The sequence below is a fragment of the Desulfovibrio sp. GTC20076 genome (genome assembly GCF_055385905.1).
The window spans coordinates 2,428,948-2,450,003 of record NZ_AP039366.1 but is presented as its reverse complement, the minus strand read 5'-3'; the positions used below and the strand labels follow the sequence as shown (position 1 = coordinate 2,450,003).

Below are 21,056 nucleotides of genomic sequence, written 5' to 3'. Positions count from 1 at the left end.
CCGGGGAGCTGCCAGAAAAATGGCCCGGAAACGCACGTACAATAGGGCGCGGCCGCTGTTGAAAACATGTTCCGCGGGCGCTTTTCTGCGTCCAGCCAAGGCATCGGTGTGCCTGCCGTTTCTCTTGTGCCCGCGCGCGGGAACGTTCAGCGATGCAAAGATGGTACGTGCCCAGTTACGGTGTTTTCGCACTGTCCGTGCGGGGCAGTCCGGCCGCAACGGTTATGCCGTACAATGCCTAGTCTGTCCGTTCGCCGGGGCTGGCCGGCGCTGGCACAGGCGCGGGCGCCGTAGGCGATCCGGGGTCAGGGCCAAAGAGGTGCTCGTATACCTTTTTGGCTACCGGGCCTGCAACGCTGGAGCCGCCGCCGCCGTGCTCCACCATAACTACCACCACGTAAGCCTTGCCGTCCTTGACGCCCCAGGTCGTTATCCAGGCGTGGTCGCGCTGGGCGTATTCCATTTCATGTGTGCGCAGGCGGCGGTCTCCGGCGGCCATCTTGAGCTTGACCACCTGGGCCGTGCCGGTTTTGCCGCCCATGTCGGCGTCCTTGCGGTTCACGACCCTTGCGGTGCCGCCTGTGGCCGTCTTGCGCATGGCCTCAACCACAAAATTGAGGGTTGCTGCCTTGGCGGGAATATTGCCCTTGATCTCACGCTGGGCATCGTCCAGCAACTGCGGCTTGAGCAGGTTGCCGCCGTTGAGCAGGGCCGACACAAAAACAGCCATCTGCACAGGGGTGACAAGAGTGTAGCCCTGGCCGATGGATACGTTGTACGTTTCACCGCGCACCCAGGGCCGTCCGAAGCGGCGCTTTTTCCATTCCTTGGAAGGCACGAGACCGGATTTTTCGTGCGGCAGGTCAATGCCGGTGGGGCGTCCGAAGCCGCTAGCCTTGGCAAATTCCTCTATCTTGTCAATGCCCATGCGTTCGCCCATCTGGTAAAAATACACGTCGCATGAATTGACCAGCGCGCTCTGCATGTCTTGCGAGCCGTGCCCGCCGCGCTTCCAGCAGCGGAATATCTGGTTGCCCAGCTTGACCTGCCCCGGACAGAACACGCTTTCGCGCGGGTTGACGCCGCGTTCGAGCAGCATGGCCGCTATGACCAGCTTCCAGACGGAACCGGGCGGGTACACGCTTTGAATGACGCGGTTTTGCAGGGGAAAGCGGCTGTTGGTGCGCAGGGCGTCCCAGTCGCGCTGTGAAATGCCCGCCGCGAACAGGTTGTTGTCGTAGGCCGGGGAGGTGACCAACGCACGCAGCTTGCCGGTATCCGGTTCCATCACCACCACACAGCCCGCTTCACCACCCAGGGCGTTCCAGGCGGCCTCCTGGAGGTCCCTGTCCAGTGAAAGGCGTATTTCCTTGCCGCCGCGCGGCTCTTCGCGCAAAAATTTGCCCAGTACGCGGGAATGGGCGTCCACTTCCACGTCGTACAGGCCCTTGCGCCCGCGCAGCTGTTTTTCCAGTTCCAGCTCCAGTCCCTGCTTGCCCACAAGGTCGCCCATGGCCAGGGCACTGTCTGCGGCCATCTCCTGCTCGTTGGCTTCGGCCACATAGCCGAGCACGTGCGCGAACAGGTCTTTTTCGGGATAGCTGCGCTTGGTGCGCACAACGATTTCCAGGCCGGGCCAGGCGTGGATTTCGGACTCGATGCGGGCCACAAGATCAAAGTCAATGTCAGTGATCATGAGCAGGGGTTCAAATGATTTGACCTTGAACCTGTCCTGCCGGAATTTTTCCCATATCTGGGGCAGGGGAATGCCCGACCATGCGCTGATCTGGGCCAGGGTGGCCGGTATGTCGGGGCAGTCTTCGCGTACGAGGGAAAGGCCGTAGGCCGTGCGGTTGTCGGCCAGCACCTTGCCCTGATCGTCCATGATGCGCCCGCGCGGGGCGAAGATGCGCTCGATGCGCAGGCGGTTGTTCTGCGCCTGCTGGGCAAATTCCGCGCCGCGGTGCATCTGCAGGTACCAGAAGCGCACCACGAGCACGAAGAACAGCAGGCCTACCAGAATCTGAAGCAGGATGATCCCGCCCCGAGGAGGCTGGTAGCGCTCGCCCTCTACCTGGATTTTGAGCCAGGAGCGTATGCCTTTGCGGGCGTTTTTATCTTTCGCGCCCAGCAGACTGTTCTTTTTAATTTTCCGCAGCATGGGCCTTTCCGTGTCGGGTAGCCACCAGAAGTTTCCAGGCAAAAGGAATAAATATGGCCTGGATAAGACTTTTGTCCAGTGTGTCCTGAAAGTTGAAGGGCAGGTCCTGCAGGGGAGCCATGAGCCAGGCCACGCCAAAGTAGGCCGCGCCCAGACAGGCCGAAAGCAGAAAGATGAACAGGAAATTTTCTGCCTCAAACAGCCAGCGCCCCATGCGGAACAGCACAATAACGGCTATATACCATACGATGACGCCGCCGAAGACCCTGGTTCCCATTCCTTCTTGCAGCAGAATGAAGAGGGGCAGCAGCCAGAGCATGTTTTTGTAGTCGCGTTCCTGCAAAAGTATGATGAGCCCCACGGTCATGACATCCAGCCCCGGTACGAAGGCCTGAATGCCCACAGCCGCGGCCAGAAAGCACAGCCACCAGATGACGTCGCGCAGGGTGCTCATGGGGCGGGGCGTCCGGGCGTGGGCGGCCCGTGAACTTCTTTGGGCGGCGCGCCCAGGTCCGGGGGTGGGGCCACTCCGGTGGGTTCAAGCAGCAGCACTTCTTCAAGATGGTGCAGATCCACCAGAGGTTCGGCCTTGATAGCCATGAACTGGGTATAGTCCGACGGCGCCACGCTGAGCACCCGGGCAACAGGTATACCCTTGGGATATTTGCCGTCCAGGCCAGAAGTAATGAGGATTTCGCCCTCGTTTACCCTGGTTGCGCGCTGTACGAAATTGACTTCAAGGGGCTGCCCGGTTCCCTGTCCGGCCAGGATGCCGGGGGCGCGGCTTTCTTGCGAAAATACGGCAATGCGGCTGCCGGGATCTGTGAGCAGCAGGGCGATGGCGCTGTGGGCGCTGGCCTTGAGTACGCGGCCCACAAGGCCAAGGTGGGTCACAAGGGGGGTACCGGGCCTGCCGCCTGTGCTGTAGCCCCGGCTGATGGTCACACTGTCGAGAACGGCATTGGGGCCCATGCGGCCGGAAAGCACACGCGCCCCCAGGGGCCGCCAGCTCTGGTCCACCGGAAGCTGTATGAGGGCGCGCAGACGCTTGAGCTCGGCCATGTCTTCGCCGTTGGCCAGCAGCCGGGCTTCCATTTCATCAACGCGCTGCCGGAGTATTTCGTTTTCTTCGCGCACGGCCACAAGGTCGAAGTAGCGGTCCCACATGTCCTGGGCCGAGTCCTGGACGGCGCGCAGGGGTTTGAGCACGGCTCCGGCCAGCTCCAGCCCCACTTCAGCGGCCAGGTTGTCCAGCGCGCGCGTGCGCTGGTTCCATGAGTACATGGCCAGAAAGAGGATGAGCAGTATGCCCGCAAGAATAATAATGCGCCGCAGGGTCACAAGCAGAAACTCCAGTAGGGCCGCCTCAAACGGAGCCGGTCGCAGCCCGGCAGGGGGATGCGTGCCGCTGGCGGCGTGGACCGGGGAAAATACGTTTTTGCCCGGTGGTCATCACGCCCGTTGCGAAAGCCGGGCATGACAGGTCAATGGCCTCAGCACAGCTATATTTTATCAACAGCCGGCGGCTGCGCGCGCAGGCCTCAGCCACGGGGGGCTAAGCACCACCTGCCGGCGCGCTGAACCGGCGAAGCGAGCGTTGTACATTCTGAGAATGCTGTTCTCAAAACCAGCGTTCCCTCGCAGGTAAAACGCAAGCAACGCCGCGCCGGAGTTGTGTTTTCCAGCGCGGCGCCGTTGCTAAGTCCGGTACTGTCGAATTGAGATACGCGCACGTGCCGCACAGATCAGTCGATACACACTTCTTTGAGAATATGCAGGTTGTCCATGGCCTTGCCGGTACCCACAACCACGGTGGACAGGGGATCATCCACCACCGTGATGGGCAGTGATGTTTCCTCGCGCAAGAGCTGGTCCAGCCCCTTGAGCAGCGCGCCGCCGCCTGTAAGTACAATGCCCCGGTCCACAATGTCCGCCGCCAGTTCGGGCGGGGTCTGCTCCAGGGCGATGCGCACGGCCTGCACAATGCTGTCCACCTGTTCGGAAATGGCCTTGCGCACTTCCTCGGAGGTGATGATGATATTCTGGGGAATGCCCGTCACAAGGTCGCGGCCCTTGACTTCTATCTGCTGTTCGGGGTCAAGCGGGTAGGCCGAGGCGATCTTGATCTTGATTTCTTCCGCCGAAGATTCGCCGATGAGCATGTTGTACTTGCGTTTGACGTGGGTCATGATGGCTTCGTCCATCTTGTCGCCGCCTACTCGCACCGAGCGGGAGTACACGATGCCCGAAAGTGAAATGACCGCCACTTCGGTGGTTCCGCCGCCGATGTCCACCACCATGTTGGAGGTAGGCTCCTGGATGGGCAGGTCCGCGCCGATGGCTGCGGCCATGGGTTCTTCGATCAGGTACACCTCACGCGCCCCGGCGGACTGGGCCGATTCTTTCACGGCGCGCTTTTCCACCTGGGTGATGCCCGTGGGCACGCAGATCATGATGCGCGGGCGCACCAGACGGCGTGAATTGTGTACCTTGGCGATAAAGTGGCGCAGCATGGCCTCGGTCACCTCAAAGTCGGCGATGACGCCGTCTTTCATGGGACGTATGGCCCAGATATTGCCGGGCGTTCTACCGAGCATGCGCTTGGCGTCCTGCCCCACGGCCAAAACCACGTTGTTGCCGCGCGGGTCCTTTTTAACGGCCACCACCGAAGGCTCGCGCAGTACAATACCGTGTCCCTTGACGTAGACGCAGGTATTGGCCGTACCGAGGTCGATGGCCAGGTCGTTGGAAAACATGCCTAATGCGAAATCCAGAATCTTGGACATTACTCTAACTTGCCTCACTGTGCTGGTCTGCGTATCTTCGCTGCGAATGGATTTATCACGTCAAGTTCAAGGGCAACGCCCCGCGCCGATGTGCGGAGAAGGCGGGGGGCGGCAAAAAATCGGTAACGTCAGGCTGAAAACTGTTCTGCTAAATCGGGCGTGAAGTCAAGATGGCTGGGGCGAGGTTCAAAATCTTTGTCCCGCCGGTTCTTGCCTTTTTCTGCCTTTAGGGCTTGTAAACATGCTGCGTTGGCATACTCTGGCCGTGTATTTTCGTCGTAAATACGGTACACGGGTGCAAAAAATTCCACTTGACGCGGGGGCGTCCTGCCCCAACCGGGACGGTTCGCTTTCACACCGGGGCTGCACGTTCTGCAATGCCTCCGGTTCAGGCTCCGGCTTGGGCGTACGCGGCTTTTCGCTTGAGGAACAGTGGCGGGCATGGCTTGAAAAGTATCGTGCCACTGACGCCGACAGGGCCTTTATGGCCTACCTTCAGTCCTATTCCAATACCTATGGTCCCCCGGAACGCCTGCAACTTCTGCTCCAACAGGTGGCGGCCCTGCCGGGCTGCCTCGGCGTTGCCGTCGGCACGCGGCCCGACTGTCTCGGCCCGCACAAGCTGGATATGCTTGCCGCCTGCCGGATAAATGCCAGTGGAAACGGCCCGGATGGTGTGCACCACTATACGCGAAATGCTCATGGAGACAATGGGTACAAAAAGGGCGCCGGCGGCATGGAAAACGGCGGCCTTTCCGAGGTCTGGCTGGAGCTTGGGCTGCAAAGCGCTCACAATGCCACGCTCAGGCGCATCAACAGGGGGCATGATACCGCCTGCTCTGAAACCGCAGTGCGGCAGGCCGCCGAGCGCGGGCTTGCCGTGTGCGGTCACCTCATGGCCGGACTGCCCGGCGAAGATGAGGCTGCCTTTCTGGAAAGCCTGGACTGGGCCCTTTCGCTGCCGCTCAGCGGCCTCAAGCTGCACAACGTGTACGTGCCGCGCGGCACGTCTCTGGCCCGCCTGTACGAAGAGGGCGGGTATCACCCTCTGGCCCGCGACGAATATGTGGACCTGCTGTGTACGGCGCTGCCGCGCATACCTTCGGCCATGGTCATGCACCGGGTGCAGAGTGATCCTGCCCCGGGTGAACTTCTGGCGCCGGCCTGGGCGGCGGAAAAGCGCGGCGTCATTACCGACCTGCGGCGCGCCCTGACCGCCCGTGACCTCTGGCAGGGCAAGGCGGCAGATGTGCCGGACATGCGCCCGGAATGGTACGGTGGTTGAGGGCGGCTTAAAAACGGCCCTCTAGGCCCGCTTCATGTCCTGGATAAGCTCCGCAAGTTTTTGCGCCTGCGCCGCAAGGCCGGTCACGGCACTGGCGGCCTCGCCCATGGCTATGGCGGTGTGGCGTGACATGTCGTTTACTTCCACAATGCTTCTGTTGATCTCTTCGCTGGCGGCGGACTGCTCTTCGCTGGCGGCGGCGATGGCGTTAATCTGGTCTGTGGTTTCCTCGATAGTGGTCACAATTCCCTCGAGGGCCGCGCCGGACTGCCCGGCCAGGCCCGTGGCCTCACCGATGGCGTTGACGGCGTTTTCCACCCCGGTCATGCTTTGCCGCGTGCTTTCCTGAATGGCGCGTATGGCTTCCGCCACGTCGCTGGTGGACGTCATGGTTTTTTCGGCCAGCTTGCGCACCTCGTCGGCCACCACGGCGAAGCCGCGTCCGGCGTCACCGGCGCGGGCAGCCTCGATGGCGGCGTTGAGGGCCAGCAGGTTGGTCTGGTCCGCGATGTCTGAAATGACGTTCATGATTCTGCTGATAGCCAGGGCATGCTCGTTGAGCCGGGCCATATCGTCCTTGAGCGCCAGGGAGTGTTCCTGCACACGGGCGATGCTGCTCATGGCGTCATGCACGATGCGCGCGCCCGTCAGGGCCTTGTCGCGGGTATCCATGGATGCTCCGGAAGCCATGCCGGCGTTTTGGGCTACTTCCTGCACGGTGGCGTTCATTTCGTTCATGGCGGTGGCTGCCTCCGCAAGGCGCTGCGACGATTCTGCCGCGCCCTTGTCAGACTGCTCAATCTGTGCCGAAAGCTCGGTAGATGCCGAAGAGAGCACCCCGGCAATACCTTCAAGCTGTCCGGCAGCGGCCAGCATGCCGTCCCTGCGCGCGGTTTCAGCCTGCGCCTGCGCCTTTTCGGCCCGATCCTGCGCGGTTTTGGCCTGCTCCAGCGCTTCTGCGGCCTCAAGGGTTTTTTGCGCTGCCTCCTGCACACGGCTGTGCAGGTTTGTTATCATGATTTTGAGCGAAGCGTGCAGGGCGCGGATTTCCAGAGGGCTTGAAGGCTTTATGGTTGTGAGGTGATCCAGGCGCCCGGCGGCCACCTCTTCGGCCTCGGCGGTAAGCTGGAGCAGCGGAGGACAGATGCGGCGGGTCACGCCCCAGGCAATACACAGGATCAGCGCAAGAATGCCCGCGCCAAGCGCGGCCTGCACCCGGCTGTAGTGATTCTGGCTTTCAGTGACCAGGCTGGTTATGCGGCTGCGTTCCTTGTCAACGCCGTCAATGTATACGCCCGTGCCGATAATGACATCCGTACCCGGAACAAGCTGCGCGTAGCTCAGCTTGGGCTGTACGCCCGCTCCCGCTTTTTCAAAATGGTAAAGGACAAAACCGCCGCCTTTCCGGGCAGCATCAATAAGATCGCGGATAAAGGGAACCCCGTTGGGATCTTTCAGGTCAATAAAGTTTTTTCCGTTCTGGGATTTGTTGATCGGCACGTTTATGCGCGTTCCGTCTGTCTTGTAGGTAAACAGGTAGCCTTCTTCATCGGGGAAAAAACGCTGAAAGTCTGTAAGTTCTCCGATGAGGGCGTATTTTTCTTCCGGGCTGGCCGCATCTTCAAGACTGCGGGCAAGGGTCTGCGCGGCAAGTTCCACCGTATGCTTGAGTCCATATTCGTATTTTGCTTTCAGCGCCGCGGATATCTGCGGCAGGGTTATATCGTCGAGCACCAGCTTTGAGATGTACATGTTGCTGAAAAACAGTATTCCCATACCCAGGGTGAAAGCCAGACAAAGTGTAACAAGCCACGCTTTTACGTTCATGTTGATGCCTCGACGTGTGATGTGTGACAATATGTCGCGGGTAAAAAAAGCAGCGGGCCGCAGAAATGGCGGTGCGGCCGGATGCTGCAGGAAATCTGTATGGCTGCGGGCGTAGGGGGGCTGTGGATTACATGCCGGTACATCGGAGATGTAGCCGGACAGCCGACAGTATTCCGGTTTCTGTATTTCAGAAAAACAATACAGTTAAATATATATAAGGTCAAAGGTATAATTATATAAACCCGTGCCATACCGCTATTCATAACGCTGTGGGCTGGCTGCAGCCGCAAGCTGCTTTTACATGAAAGGCGTTGCCCGGGAACAAGAAAAAAGAGGGCGCATCTATGCCCGGAAGCAACGGTTTTTCCGGTCCGGCCTGTTGCTGTGCCGGCCTGCCGGTCGTGTAGCGGGGGATGCGTGTTTCAGGGGGCAGACCAGGGCCGTGCGTGCACCCGGCGATATGAGGGCAATTTTATACTGAAGCTGTTCCGGGCTGTGTGAACGCCGTCCGCCACGAAGGCGTCCACACAGCCCGGAGGGGTTGCGGATGGAGCCGTGCCGTTCGCTGCCAGGCGCCGCAGTGAGCGCCGTAGCCCTTTAAGAAGGCAGATTATCAAAGGTAAAATATTTCAGGACGCGGCAGCGTGTGGACACTGCCGCGCCGGAATATATCGGGCAGGTTTGGGAACAGCCGTTAGTCCAGATTGAGGATGACAGAAAAAGATTTGAAAAGCACAGTGGCTTTCTGTCCGGCCTTCAGCCCGCAGGCGGGGTTCTGCCCGCCGCTCTGGATGGCGCATACCAGGCTGCCTTCCGGCAGGGCCACCAGCACCTCGGCCACCATCTGGTCTTCACGCACGCGTTCCACCACGCCCACAAAGCAGTTTTCCGCCGGAGGAGCCGTGTTTTTTGGCATTTCCCCCGGCGCGACCAGCACCCAGGGGGCCTTTACGCTGGCATTGACCAGCTTGCCTTCGGCCAGAGCCAGCGTGCGACAGCTTTCATCCGTAATAAGCGATACAATTCGCAGGCCGCCCGCCGTGCGCATGGCTACTTCCACCATAATGCCGGTCTGGCGCAGCGACGTGATGCGACCTTGAAAAACGTTTCTGGCGCTGGTTTTCATCGGCCGCTCCCTTTGCAGTTGTTCTCGCAGAAGGCGTCTCGCCTCCTGCAGGTCGCAGCGTACAATGCCGCTCTGTCCCGGCGCGGCGCGGCGCCCCAGAAAAATATCCACCACGGGCAGGGGCAGGCCCTGCCGCCCCAGTTCCAGAGCGCGGCTGTGGCGCAGGGCACGCGCGCTCAGCAGGCCTTTGGGCAGTCCGCAGGCGGCTCCGCACTGCTGCAGGCAGCGACGCACATAGCTTGCATCGCAGCGCAGAAGATCGTGGCTTTCAGGAAAAAGAGCGGGATCTTCCAGCACGCGCCGCAGGCGGCGGCTCACGGTAAGGGGCAGGGGAACCTCACGGCCCGGGCTGCCGTTATTGTCAGGCAGGCGGATGATGCCTTCCTGCAGATCCATATGGCCCGGCTTGAGGCTGAAAATTTCCACCAGCCGCAGGGCGGCATAGCGCAAGAGCATGAAGATGAGCCACATGCGCAGTCTTGGGCGCTTTTCGCGCGGGCCGCGCGCTGCCGCGGCCCGTTCCCACAGCCATGATTCCACTGCCAGCAGTTCTCTGGGACTGATGCGGCCGGTATCCTGCAACAGGGCGGCGGAGTCGCGGCGCATAAGCCGCTGGCGCAGCCACGCCCGGTCCGCGGAAGAGAGCGTACGCAAAAGCGCGGCCATTTCCTCACGGTTTTTGTTTTTTTCCATGCCGTATCCTGTCATTTTTTAGGTCTTATACATAAAAATATGCCGGGTTGTATAGTGTTCACGCTTTTTATGTAAATCGTGACCTCCTTGCCCGGACAAGGGGCTCCTGTATGAGTTAGTCAAAACTATCGCGTTATAACGCGAGGGAGGAGCCTATGAAAAAATCGTTCTTTTCCCGCATTTTTCTTACCCTGGCCTGTGTGGGACTTTTGAGCCTGCCCGCGCATGCCGCCGAAATGACGGTTTCGGGGGCGGCCAGCCTTACCAATGCCTTTACCGAACTGAAAGACATGTTCGAGAAACAGCATCCCGGCCTGAAGGTCAATGTGAACTTTGCCGCCTCCAATCCTCTGCTCAAGCAGATTCAGGAAGGTGCACCCGTTGACGTGTTTGCTTCAGCCGACCAGGCCACCATGGACAAGGCTGCGGCTGCAAAGGTCGTGGACCCCGCCACCCGCAAGAATTTTGCCGAAAATGACCTGGTGCTTATCGTTCCTGCAGGCAGCAAAAAGCCCGCCGCCCTTGCTGATCTGAAAAAATTCAAAAAGGTCGCCATCGGCAACCCTGATTCCGTACCCGTGGGGCGCTACACCAAGGCCGCTCTTACCGATGCCAAGCTGTGGGACGCCATGCAGCCCGCGCTGATCCAGGGCAACAGCGTACGTCAGGTACTGGATTACGTGGCACGCGGTGAAGTTGACGCCGGTTTTGTTTACGCCACCGATGCCAGGCAGATGGCGGACAAAGTGGATGTAGTTATGGTAGTGGGCGGACATGAGCCGGTCACCTATCCCATTGCCGTGGCCCTTACCGGAACCAACCCCAAGATGGGGCAGGAGTTTCTGAACTTCGTGCTTTCTCCCGAAGGCCTGGCTGTTCTGGCAAAATACGGTTTTTCCAAGCCGTAGACCGTGCCGTGCCTCTGTATCAGGCGTGACGGCGTCGTAACAGGGGATATTTTGCAGCATACAGGCCGCTGCCGCAGGGCGGCGGCCTGTATATCCGGCTTCCGCCACGGCAGAGGCGGGCGTCCACGGCGGTATTGTATGCCGGAGGCGGAGCATGGCAACGCTTTTCGCGGAGGAGTGGTTTTTTGATGGATCTTGACGGCATCTCCATCTGGAGCCCGCTGGAGCTTTCGCTCCGGGTGGCCGGTACGGCTACCCTGGTTTCCTTTGTGGCGGCCACCCTCATGGCCTGGCTGCTGGCCCGTAAAAAGGGTCCCATGCCGGCGCTGCTGGACGCCCTGTGTACGCTGCCTCTGGTTTTGCCGCCCACTGTGCTTGGCTACTATCTTATTCTTCTGGTGGGGCGGCGCGGCCTGCTGGGGCACTGGCTGGCCGAGATGGGCATCAATCTTATCTTTTCGTGGAAGGGAGCCGTGGTTGCGGCCACGGTGGTGGTGTTCCCGCTCATCTACAAGTCTGCCAGGGCCGCCCTGGAGCAGGTCGACTCGCATCTGGAAAATGCCGCCCGCACGCTTGGGGCCTCGGAATGGCGCGTATTTGTCAGCGTATCGCTGCCGTTGGCCTGGAAGGGGATTTTTGCGGGGCTGATGCTGGCCTTCGCGCGGGGCATGGGTGAGTTTGGCGCCACGCTTATGATTGCGGGCAATATTCCCGGTAAAACGCAAACTCTGGCCCTTGCCATTTATGACGCGTTTCAGGCGGGCAATGATGTGCAGGCCACCTGGCTTGTCATTGTGACCTCTCTGGCCTGCGTGAGCATGCTTATGGCGGCGGAACTGCTGCTCAAGCTGAAAAGGCGGCGGCGATGATTTCCTTGCGCTTGTATAAAAGCTTCAAAAACGCGGCCGTGCCTTTCAGCCTGGATGTGGATTACGAAATCGGCGACGAACACAAAAACGTGGTGCTCTTCGGGCCTTCCGGTTCCGGCAAGAGTCTGACCATGCAGTGTCTCGCCGGGCTTGTACGGCCGGATTCCGGGCATATCCGTCTTGGTGGCCGCACCCTGTATGACGGGCAGGCCAATGTTTTTGTTCCGGCGCAGCGCCGCCGTATCGGCTACATGTTTCAGGACTATGCGCTTTTTCCTCACCTGACCCTGTTGCAGAATGTGGCCTACAGTGGCACGGGGCTTTGGCCCTGGCGCGTCTGCCCGGCCCAGCAGGAGCGGGCGCAGGCTGTGCTGGAGCGCTTCGGCATAGGCCATTTGGCCCGCAATCTGCCTTCGCAGCTTTCCGGCGGGCAGCGGCAGCGGGCGGCACTGGCCCGCGCGCTTAATGCCGGGCCGGAGCTGCTGCTGCTGGACGAGCCGTTTTCGGCGCTGGACCCGCTGTTGCGGGAACGTCTGCGCGAAGAGCTGCTGGAACTTATTGCCGGGCTTACTATTCCTGCTGTCATCATCACCCACGATCCGGGCGATGTGGATGCTTTTGCGGGCAGCCTGATTCTGTATGATCACGGCCACGCCAGGCTGGTTCCCGACTATACGGAGCTGCGGCGGGGATTCGGCAGCCCGGGGCACTGCCTGCGCCATCTGCAGGAGCAGGCAGCTGCGGCGGGCTGCCCTGCGGAGCAGGCCTTTTGATTTTGCGCCGTCGGCAAACAGCGTGCCCGTAAGGGCGCGGCAGCACACGGCCATCGCGACTCCGGCCGTGTGCTGCCGCCAGCCGGGCCTGCCCCGGCCTGCTGCCACAGTCCGGGGATCCTGCTTTTTCCTGCCGTGCGCGAGCCGTTAACAATCTGAAGAATCCCGACTGCCTTTATCCTGCCTTCTGGCCTTGTGCGCGTCAAAGCGGGCGCCTGCCCGGGGTGGACACCACAGCAACCTGCTTCTGATCCGGGTTATCTGCATTTCTGTTTTTGCTTCAGGGCGGCTGACGGGTCGCGATTTTGCTGCAATCTCCCCCGTAGTGCCGACGGCATCTGGGCTGATAAACAAAAAAATTGTCATCATGATGGGCGAAAATGCTCTCTTTGGAAAAAGTGTTGTGTTTATAGCTAATTGAATGGTGGCGCAAATTTACAAAAGTTTGTAAGTTCTACCGAAAGAGCGGTTGTCGCATACTGGTTGAACGCTCGACCTGTGAACGGCTGTAATCAGCATATGGAGCGGTTTTTTCGAGCTCAGAAGTGGTTTTTTTCAGGGAAAAAAGAGGCCGGTAAAATCAGGCAGCACGACTTTTTGGGCCGACATGCTTTATCGTGACTGAAAAATTTTGCGCTAACATACTATTAAGAATGAAAGTTAAAAAAGTAACAAATCAAGCGTGGCGGCGAGTACACAAAATTTTTTGTAAGCATGGACACAGCCATATTCACATGGTATCAACTGCTCATAGTCTAACGGCCTGATCTATGACGGCAGCATTGTGAAACGTATGTACTTTTACAGAGATGGTTCCGGTAGCCAGTTCTTTTTGCCGTCAGATTGAAAAAATGTTTTTATGTATTTTAATAATTTTTTCTATATTTTTTAAAATGTCACTAAAAGCACATACCGATTTTTGTATTCTATTTTGATGTTTCTGACGGTCTTGCACGGGCAAAAAGCCCGTATGCCGGGGCGGTTGCAGTGAGCCTGCCCGGCACAGGAGGAAACGTGGTCAGTTTTGACAGGCCCGTGTGGGCAGAAATAGATCTTTCGGCCTTTCGCCATAATATGCGGCAGATCAAGTCGCTTCTTCAGCCAGGCACAATCTTTTGCCCCATTATCAAGGCTGACGGCTACGGCCACGGAGCCGTGCCTCTGGCGCATGAGGCAGTAGCCATGGGGGCGGGCTACCTCGGCGTGGCTATTCTGGACGAGGCCGCGGCCCTGCGCGCGGTGGGCATAACCCTGCCCATTCTCATTCTCGGCTATACGCCGCCCCAGGCTGCTGCCTTTGTGGTCAGTAACCACATTACCCAGACCATTTTCAGCAAGGAACAGGCCGATGCCCTGTCTGCCGCGGCCAGTAACCTGGGCATCACCGTCAAGGTTCACGTCAAGGTGGATACCGGCATGACCAGAATCGGCGTGCGGCCCGAAGAGGCTGCGGCGTTCTGCTCATATGTGGCCGGACTTGAAAACGTGCATCTTGAAGGCATGTTCACGCACTTTGCCAGTTCCGACAGCGCCGACCATGCGTACTGTCTTGAGCAGTTCGGGCGGTTTACGGCGGCCATTGCCGCTGTGGAGGCCTCGGGCATTCGACTAGGCATCCGGCACTGTGCCAACAGCGCCGCCATATTGTCCCTGCCTGAAGGTCATCTTGATATGGTCCGGGCAGGGATAATTCTTTATGGCCTCAAGCCGTCCGACGAATGCCCCATGCCCATTGATCTGCGTCCCGTCATGCGCCTCAAGGCGCGGCTGGCCATGGTCAAGCAGGTTCCGCCCGGCGTGGGCGTGAGCTACGGCAGCATCTATCACACGCAGAAAGAAAGCAGCCTTGCCACCATCCCCATTGGCTATGCTGACGGATACACGCGCATGCTGAGCCGCAAGGCGCAGGTGCTGCTGCGTGGGCAGCGTGCCCCGGTGGTGGGCCGTATATGTATGGACCAGTGCATGGTGGATGTGAGCCATGTGCCGCAGGCCGCCGTGGGCGACGAGGTGCTTCTTTTCGGCGGGCCTGATCTGCCCGCAGATGAAATTGCCGCCCATCTGGGTACTATCAACTATGAAGTTGTCTGCATGGTGGGCAAACGTGTGCCAAGGGTATACGTGGAGTAACGCTTTTCCCCCTTTTTGTTGATGCCGCTTGCAACATCTTGCCCGAGGAGAATGCCGCTGCTTGTCGCGGTCATGAAACTTACGGTCATATGCGGATGACCGTGCCTCGTGCCGCAATCCACATACACAACATGCCAAAGAGGAAAAAGGAGGTCCCCCCCACTCACAAACCCTCGTTGTCAAAGGATTCGCATTCAAATTCGTTCAAGGTTTTGCAAGGAGACCATATGTCGAGCGAAAATAAAGGTGTAACTGGTGAAAATCTAACCCGAGGGCTGGAATCGAGACATATCCAGCTTATTGCCATTGGCGGCGCCATTGGCGTGGGGCTGTTTCTGGGGTCGAGCACGGCCATCAGAACTGCCGGTCCTGGCTTGTTGCTGTCCTATCTTATCGGCGGCATCATCATCTTCTTTGTCATGCGTGCGCTTGGCGAAGTGGCGGTGGCCTATCCCGTGTCAGGCTCGTTCAGCGCCTATGCCAATATGTTTATGGGGCCGCGCATGGGCTACATAACAGGCTGGACCTACTGGTTCGTGTGGATCGTGACCGGCATGGCGGAAATTACGGCGGTCGGCGTGTACTGCACCTTCTGGTGGCCGGACTTGCCACAATGGATACCAGCGTTGCTGGCGCTGGTATGTATGACCACAGTCAACCTCATCTCGGTCAAGCTGTTCGGCGAGTTCGAGTTCTGGTTTGCTCTCATCAAGGTTGTGGTCATCATCGCCATGATTGCCATCGGTCTTGGTATCATTCTGTTCGGTATCGGCCACGGTGGCGTACCCACGGGCATCAGCAACCTGTACGCCCTTGAAGGCGGCTTTCTGCCCAACGGCATGACCGGCGTATTCATGGCGCTTTCAATGGTCATGTTCGCCTTTGTGGGCATTGAGCTTATCGGCGTTACAGCCGGTGAAGCCTGCAACCCCGAAAAGTCCATCCCCTCGGCCATCAACAAGGTGCTGTGGCGTATTCTGCTGTTCTATATCGGTGCTCTTTTCGTTATCATGAGTATCTTTCCCTGGAACGAAATCGGCGTACACGGCAGCCCCTTTGTGCTGACCTTCAAGAACATCGGCATCGCCGCCGCTGCGGGCATCATCAACTTTGTGGTGGCCACGGCGGCCCTGTCTTCGTGCAACAGCGGCATCTACAGTAACGGCCGCATGCTGTACAACCTTGCTCTGCAAAAGCGCGCCCCCCAGTATTTTGCACAGACCAGCAGGGCGAACGTGCCCGCGCGCGGCATCTTGGTGTCTTCGTGCATCATGCTGATCGGCGTGTTTCTGAACTATATCGTTCCCGAAGAAGTCTTCCTTATCGTAACCAGCGTGGCTACCTTCGCGGTTGTGTGGATTTGGGCAACCATCATCATAGTGCAGATGAAGTCCCGTCAGAGCAAAAGCCCTGAAGAGGCGGCTGCCGTCAAATACAAGATGCCCTGGTATCCCTACTCCAACTACTTCGCGCTGGCCGGGCTGGTTTGCGTTTACGTGATTCTCAGCCTCGGTGAGTCCACCCGCATCGCCATGATAGTGGGTCCCATATGGATTATCGGCATTAACGTGGTCTACAACCTGCTCGGCTGGAACAAAAAAGACGCGCAGCCGGGCCTTGGTGCCGAAAGCTAGGGCGCACACAGCAATGCTGCGGCGCGAAATTCGAGTGTGCGTTTCGCATTGCCGGTTTTTTGCAGAGGATCGACTCCGCATGAAAATAACGGACGCAGCATGTTCAGATGCTTTGAAATGTTTGGGGCGAGAGCGTACAGGACGCTGGATGCCCGTATATGATGCAACAGGTTTATACAATTACCTTCAAGGAGCCTTATAATGAAGTTTCAGGGTATGACTATCGGTGTGCCGAAGGAAATCATGCACGGCGAACGCCGCGTGTCCGCGACTCCCGACACCGTCAAGAAGATGGTTGCCGACGGCGCCACGGTTCTTGTTGAAAAGGGTGCCGGCGACGGCGCGTTCTTTGCTGACAGCGCCTATGTTGAAGCCGGGGGCAAGATCATCGAGGACGTTCAGGAAATCTTTGCCAAGGCTGACGTTATCCTGAAGGTGAAAGAGCCTCTGTTCAACGACAAGGTGAACAAGCACGAAGCGGAAATGGTGCGTGACGGGCAGTATCTGATCACGTTCCTGCACCCCGCGGCTCCCGTGAACCACGAAATGATGAAAAAGCTGGCCGCCACGGGCGTGATCAGCATTACACTGGATGGTATTCCGCGCATTTCGCGTGCTCAGGGCATGGACGCTTTGACCTCCATGAGCACGGTTGCCGGGTACAAGGGCGTGCTTATGGCGGCCAACCGGCTTGCCAAGTTCATGCCTATGGTTGGTACGGCCGTGGGGGTCATCAAGCCTGCCAACGTGCTGGTGATCGGCACGGGCGTGGCCGGGCTTCAGGCCGTGGCCACTGCCAAGCGCCTGGGCGCTGTTGTCACGGCTGTGGACATCCGGCCCGACGCGCGCGAGCAGTCCATGAGCCTTGGCGCCAAGCCCTTTGATGTGGGCGTGCCCGCCGAGGTGGCCATTGGCGAGGGCGGCTACGCCCAGCGCCTGAGCGACGAATGGCTGAACAAGGAACGCGAGGCCCTGAAGCCCCTGGTGAAGGACGCCGACATCATCATCCTTTCGGCCCTGATCCCCGGCAAGCTGGCCCCGATCCTGATCACCAAGGAAATGGTGGCTTCTATGGCTCCCGGTTCCAGCATCGTGGACATTTCCATTGACCAGGGCGGCAACTGCGAGCTGACCGAAGCCGGTGAAGTGGTGGTCAAGCACGGCGTGACCATCGACGGCACCAAGAACATCCCCGGCATGATGCCCACAAGCTCCACCTGGATGTTTGCCAACAACGTGTACCAGTTGCTTGCCTTCCTTGCTCAGGACGGCAAGATCGTTCTGGACAGGACCGACCCCATCATCGAATCCACGCTGAGCACCATCGACAAGCAGATTGTCCACCGTGGCGCTCGTGAAGCCATGGGCCTTTAGTCGTTAAAGAACGCCGGGCGCGGCCTGTTCCGCGTCCGGCGTTCCGGCATACAGGCCGGGAAAAATATTATCCGAGGAAGACATATGACCCCATTTACCCTGCTGGCGGTGTTTGTAGTGGCAACACTGCTTGGCTACAAGATCATCAGCCATGTGCCGAGCCTTTTGCATACCCCCCTGATGTCGGCCATGAACGCCCTTTCGGGCGTAATCATTCTTGGTGCGGTAACCGCGACCTATCTTGCCGGTTCGACCTTTTTCACGCTTTTGGGGGCTGTTGCCGTGGCCATGGCCATTGTCAACGTTTTCGGCGGTTTTGACATTACCCACAAAATGCTGCGCATGGTCGCCGGAAAAAAGAAGTAGCCCTTCTCTGGCCTCTGCATCAACCATAAACCGGAAGAAAGGGTTGCTGTGAAATGAATGCAATAACCTACAACATCATAGCCGGCATTCTTGTGGCTGCCGTCCTGTTCGGCCTTCGCCTCATGAACAAGGTTCCCACTGCGGTCCGGGGCAACCTCTTTTGCGCCTCTGCCATGGGCCTGGCCATTCTTGTCACCATGTTCAAGGACGGCTCGCTGGCCTCGCCCGCACTGTGGCTTGCCATTGCTGTAGGCATGACCCTGGGTCTTACCTTGTCCAACAAGGTCAAGATGATCCAGATGCCGCAGATGGTGGCCTTTTTGCATGGCATCGGCGGCGGCGCGGCGGCCATCGTGAGCTTTCTTGTGCTCACCGACACGGGCGCGCCCTCGGCCTTTGAGCGCGGCAGCGCCTGCCTGGCGCTTGCCATGGGCATGACTACCATAGCCGGTTCCTTTGTGGCTGCGGGCAAACTGCACCAGATTCTGCCGCAAAAGCCCGTTATTCTGCCCGATCACACCAAAATCATCATGGCGATTCTTGCGGTTATGGGTTTTTCCGTGCTTATGGGCACGGCCTTTCCGCAGTTTCTGTTCGGTTTCTTCATCTTTTTGATGTTTGTCACCGGCACGGCCTTCGGCATCGGCTTTACCCTCCGCGTGGGCGGGGCCGACATGCCCATCACCATCTCGCTGCTGAACTCAATGGGCGGCGTGTGTGCGGCCATTGCCGGTTTTGCAGTCAATGACCCCCTGCTTGTGGCCATCGGCGGTATTATCGGCTCGTCCGGCTATCTGCTGACGCGCATCATGTGCCGTGCCATGAACAGGAAACTGCTGTCTATCCTGCTTGGCGAATCTTCTGTGGTGGCCCCGTCGGCCCCGGCCAAAAAGGCTGCTCCTGCCGCCCGGGCTGCTGCCCCGGCCAGGTCCGTTGAAAGCGAAGCCGCAAAGCTTGTACAGAACGCCAGAAATGTGGTTATCGTGCCCGGTTACGGCATGGCCCTGGCCCAGGCCCAGTACAAGGTCAAACAGCTTGCCGACCTGCTGGAAAGCAGGGGCGCCAGGGTAAGTTACGGCATCCACCCCGTTGCCGGGCGCATGCCCGGGCATATGAACGTGCTGCTTGCCGAAGCCAACGTGGACTATGAGCACCTGCTCGAAATGGACACGGTGAACCCCATGTTCGCAGAGTCCGACCTTGTGATCGTGGTGGGCGCCAACGACGTTGTGAACCCGGCAGCCAACACTGCCGAAGGCACACCCATCTACGGCATGCCCATCCTCAAGGCCGACGAAGCCAAAAACATCATCATCGCCAACTATGACGACAAACCCGGCTACGCGGGCGTGCCCAACCCCCTGTACGGACGTGACGGCGTGATCCTCATGACCGGCGACGCCGGCAAGACCTTTGACAGGCTGCTGGCCTATGCCCAGGGCAACGGCCCTGCGGACGAGGCCGCTCCCGCCGCCGGTGCGGACAGCAGGGAAGCCGAAGCCGCAAAGCTTGTACAGAACGCCAGAAATGTGGTTATCGTGCCCGGTTATGGCATGGCCCTGGCCCAGGCCCAGCACAAGGTCAAGCTGCTTGCCGATGCGCTGGAAAGCAGGGGCGTCAAGGTGAGCTACGGCATCCACCCCGTTGCCGGGCGCATGCCCGGGCATATGAACGTGCTGCTTGCCGAAGCCAACGTGGACTATGAAAATCTGCTCGAAATGGACACGGTGAACCCCATGTTCGCAGAGTCCGACCTTGTGGTGATCATCGGGGCCAACGACGTTGTGAACCCGGCAGCCAACACTGCCGAAGGCACGCCCATCTACGGCATGCCCATCCTCAAGGCCGATGAATGCAGGAATATCATCGTCTGCAACTATGACGACAAGCCCGGCTACGCGGGCGTACCCAACCCCTTGTACGAGCGTGACGGCGTGATCCTCATGACCGGCGATGCGGCGAAAACCGTGGACCGGCTGGTGAGCTTCGCCCAGGGCGAAAGCCCGGCCGCTCCCGCCGCGGGTACGGACAGCAGGGAAGCCGACGCGGCAAAGCTTGTGCAGAACGCCAGAAATGTGGTTATCGTGCCCGGTTACGGCATGGCCCTGGCCCAGGCCCAGTACAAGGTCAAACAGCTTGCCGACCTGCTGGAAAGCAGGGGCGCCAGGGTAAGTTACGGCATCCATCCCGTTGCCGGGCGTATGCCCGGGCATATGAACGTGCTGCTTGCCGAAGCCAACGTGGACTATGAGCACCTGCTCGAAATGGACACGGTGAACCCCATGTTCGCAGAGTCCGACCTTGTGATCGTGGTGGGGGCCAACGACGTGGTGAACCCGGCAGCCAACACTGCCGAAGGCACGCCCATCTATGGCATGCCCATCCTCAAGGTTGAGGACTGCAGCAACATCATCATCGCCAACTATGACGACAAGCCCGGCTATGCGGGGGTACCCAATCCCCTGTACGAGCGCGAGGGCGTGATCCTCATGACCGGCGACGCCGGCAAGACCTTTGACAGGTTGCTGGCCTATGCCCAGGGCGAAAGCCCCGCCGCGCCTGCCGCCGCACCTGCCGTTTCCGGTGGTGCGGATCAGGTTGACATGGTGCTCAAGGAAGCAAAAAACGTCATTATCGTACCTGGTTACGGCATGGCTCTGGCTCAGGCCCAACACAAGGTCAAGCAGCTTGCCGACCTGCTGGAAAGCAGGGGCGCCAAGATAAGCTACGGCATCCATCCCGTTGCCGGGCGCATGCCGGGCCACATGAACGTGCTGCTTGCCGAAGCCAATGTGGACTACGAAAACCTGCTTGAAATGGACGTGGTGAACCCCATGTTCGCAGAGGCCGATCTTGTGATAGTGATCGGAGCCAACGACGTGGTGAACCCGGCGGCCAACACTGCCGAAGGTACACCCATCTACGGCATGCCCATCCTCAAGGCCGACGAAGCCAAAAACATCATCATCTGCAACTATGATGACAAGCCCGGTTATGCGGGGGTGGACAATACCCTGTATGGCAGGCCCGGCGTTATCATGATGCTTGGCGATGCTTCGGCGACTATGGACAAGCTCATAGCCATGGTTCAAAAATAGGGCAGCTTTGCATTAACCTGCTCTGA

At 59.2% G+C, this 21,056-nt stretch carries 15 protein-coding genes; 9 read left to right on the top strand and 6 right to left on the bottom strand.

All coding sequences use genetic code 11. The features are described from left to right. Window positions 1-238 precede the first annotated feature (238 nt). The 4 genes from mrdA to ACZ495_RS10825 all read right to left on the bottom strand — a co-directional run bounded on the left by mrdA (window position 239) and on the right by ACZ495_RS10825 (window position 4,947). Window positions 239-2,161, bottom strand: coding sequence for a penicillin-binding protein 2 (gene mrdA, locus ACZ495_RS10840; RefSeq protein WP_464262261.1), 1,923 nt, complete (start codon window positions 2,159-2,161; stop codon window positions 239-241). Continuing rightward, the gene (locus ACZ495_RS10835) at window positions 2,145-2,615 is read right to left on the bottom strand and encodes a hypothetical protein (protein ID WP_012623814.1); all 471 of its coding nucleotides are present in this window, start codon (window positions 2,613-2,615) and stop codon (window positions 2,145-2,147) included. The genes mrdA and ACZ495_RS10835 overlap by 17 nt, the downstream gene beginning before the upstream one ends. Further along, on the bottom strand, window positions 2,612-3,502 hold the full coding sequence (gene mreC / locus ACZ495_RS10830) for a rod shape-determining protein MreC (RefSeq protein WP_464262260.1): 891 nt from the start codon (window positions 3,500-3,502) through the stop codon (window positions 2,612-2,614). The genes ACZ495_RS10835 and mreC overlap by 4 nt, the downstream gene beginning before the upstream one ends. 404 nt (window positions 3,503-3,906) lie before the next feature. Then, window positions 3,907-4,947 (bottom strand): rod shape-determining protein, encoded by a 1,041-nt coding sequence (locus ACZ495_RS10825; protein WP_012623816.1) that lies wholly within the window; start codon window positions 4,945-4,947, stop codon window positions 3,907-3,909. 241 nt (window positions 4,948-5,188) lie between these two features. Here ACZ495_RS10825 and ACZ495_RS10820 point away from each other — a divergent pair, with 241 nt between their 5' ends. Further along, window positions 5,189-6,232, top strand: coding sequence for a TIGR01212 family radical SAM protein (locus ACZ495_RS10820; protein ID WP_012623817.1), 1,044 nt, complete (start codon window positions 5,189-5,191; stop codon window positions 6,230-6,232). A gap of 21 nt (window positions 6,233-6,253) precedes the next feature. On the opposite strand, the gene ACZ495_RS10815 is transcribed toward ACZ495_RS10820, so the two are convergent. Both ACZ495_RS10815 and ACZ495_RS10810 read right to left on the bottom strand, forming a co-directional pair. Beyond that, complete coding sequence (locus ACZ495_RS10815; RefSeq protein WP_464262259.1) at window positions 6,254-8,059, bottom strand: methyl-accepting chemotaxis protein; 1,806 nt, start codon at window positions 8,057-8,059, stop codon at window positions 6,254-6,256. Window positions 8,060-8,753: 694 nt separating this feature from the next. Beyond that, window positions 8,754-9,878, bottom strand: coding sequence for a TOBE domain-containing protein (locus ACZ495_RS10810; RefSeq protein WP_012623819.1), 1,125 nt, complete (start codon window positions 9,876-9,878; stop codon window positions 8,754-8,756). A gap of 155 nt (window positions 9,879-10,033) precedes the next feature. Here ACZ495_RS10810 and modA point away from each other — a divergent pair, with 155 nt between their 5' ends. From modA to ACZ495_RS10770, 8 genes are all read left to right on the top strand, one after another. Beyond that, window positions 10,034-10,786, top strand: a complete 753-nt coding sequence (gene modA / locus ACZ495_RS10805) for a molybdate ABC transporter substrate-binding protein (RefSeq protein WP_012623820.1) — start codon at window positions 10,034-10,036, stop codon at window positions 10,784-10,786. 188 nt (window positions 10,787-10,974) lie between these two features. After that, window positions 10,975-11,655 (top strand): molybdate ABC transporter permease subunit, encoded by a 681-nt coding sequence (gene modB, locus ACZ495_RS10800; RefSeq protein ID WP_012623821.1) that lies wholly within the window; start codon window positions 10,975-10,977, stop codon window positions 11,653-11,655. Beyond that, on the top strand, window positions 11,652-12,428 hold the full coding sequence (locus ACZ495_RS10795; RefSeq protein ID WP_072312569.1) for an ATP-binding cassette domain-containing protein: 777 nt from the start codon (window positions 11,652-11,654) through the stop codon (window positions 12,426-12,428). Before modB ends, ACZ495_RS10795 begins: the two co-directional genes overlap by 4 nt. Before the next feature lie 1,014 nt (window positions 12,429-13,442). Then, entirely contained in the window at window positions 13,443-14,558 is a 1,116-nt protein-coding gene (alr, locus tag ACZ495_RS10790; protein ID WP_464262258.1) for an alanine racemase, read from the top strand. Between the two features lie 227 nt (window positions 14,559-14,785). Next, window positions 14,786-16,192 (top strand): amino acid permease, encoded by a 1,407-nt coding sequence (locus ACZ495_RS10785; RefSeq protein WP_012623824.1) that lies wholly within the window; start codon window positions 14,786-14,788, stop codon window positions 16,190-16,192. Between the two features lie 201 nt (window positions 16,193-16,393). Beyond that, on the top strand, window positions 16,394-17,566 hold the full coding sequence (locus ACZ495_RS10780) for an NAD(P) transhydrogenase subunit alpha (protein ID WP_012623825.1): 1,173 nt from the start codon (window positions 16,394-16,396) through the stop codon (window positions 17,564-17,566). An 84-nt stretch (window positions 17,567-17,650) separates the two neighbouring features. Then, window positions 17,651-17,932 carry an NAD(P) transhydrogenase subunit alpha part 2 gene (locus ACZ495_RS10775; protein ID WP_012623826.1) on the top strand — a complete coding sequence of 94 codons (282 nt, stop codon included), beginning with the start codon at window positions 17,651-17,653 and terminating at the stop codon, window positions 17,930-17,932. Window positions 17,933-17,985: 53 nt separating this feature from the next. Next, window positions 17,986-21,030, top strand: coding sequence for an NAD(P)(+) transhydrogenase (Re/Si-specific) subunit beta (locus ACZ495_RS10770; RefSeq protein ID WP_464262257.1), 3,045 nt, complete (start codon window positions 17,986-17,988; stop codon window positions 21,028-21,030). Window positions 21,031-21,056: the final 26 nt, after the last annotated feature.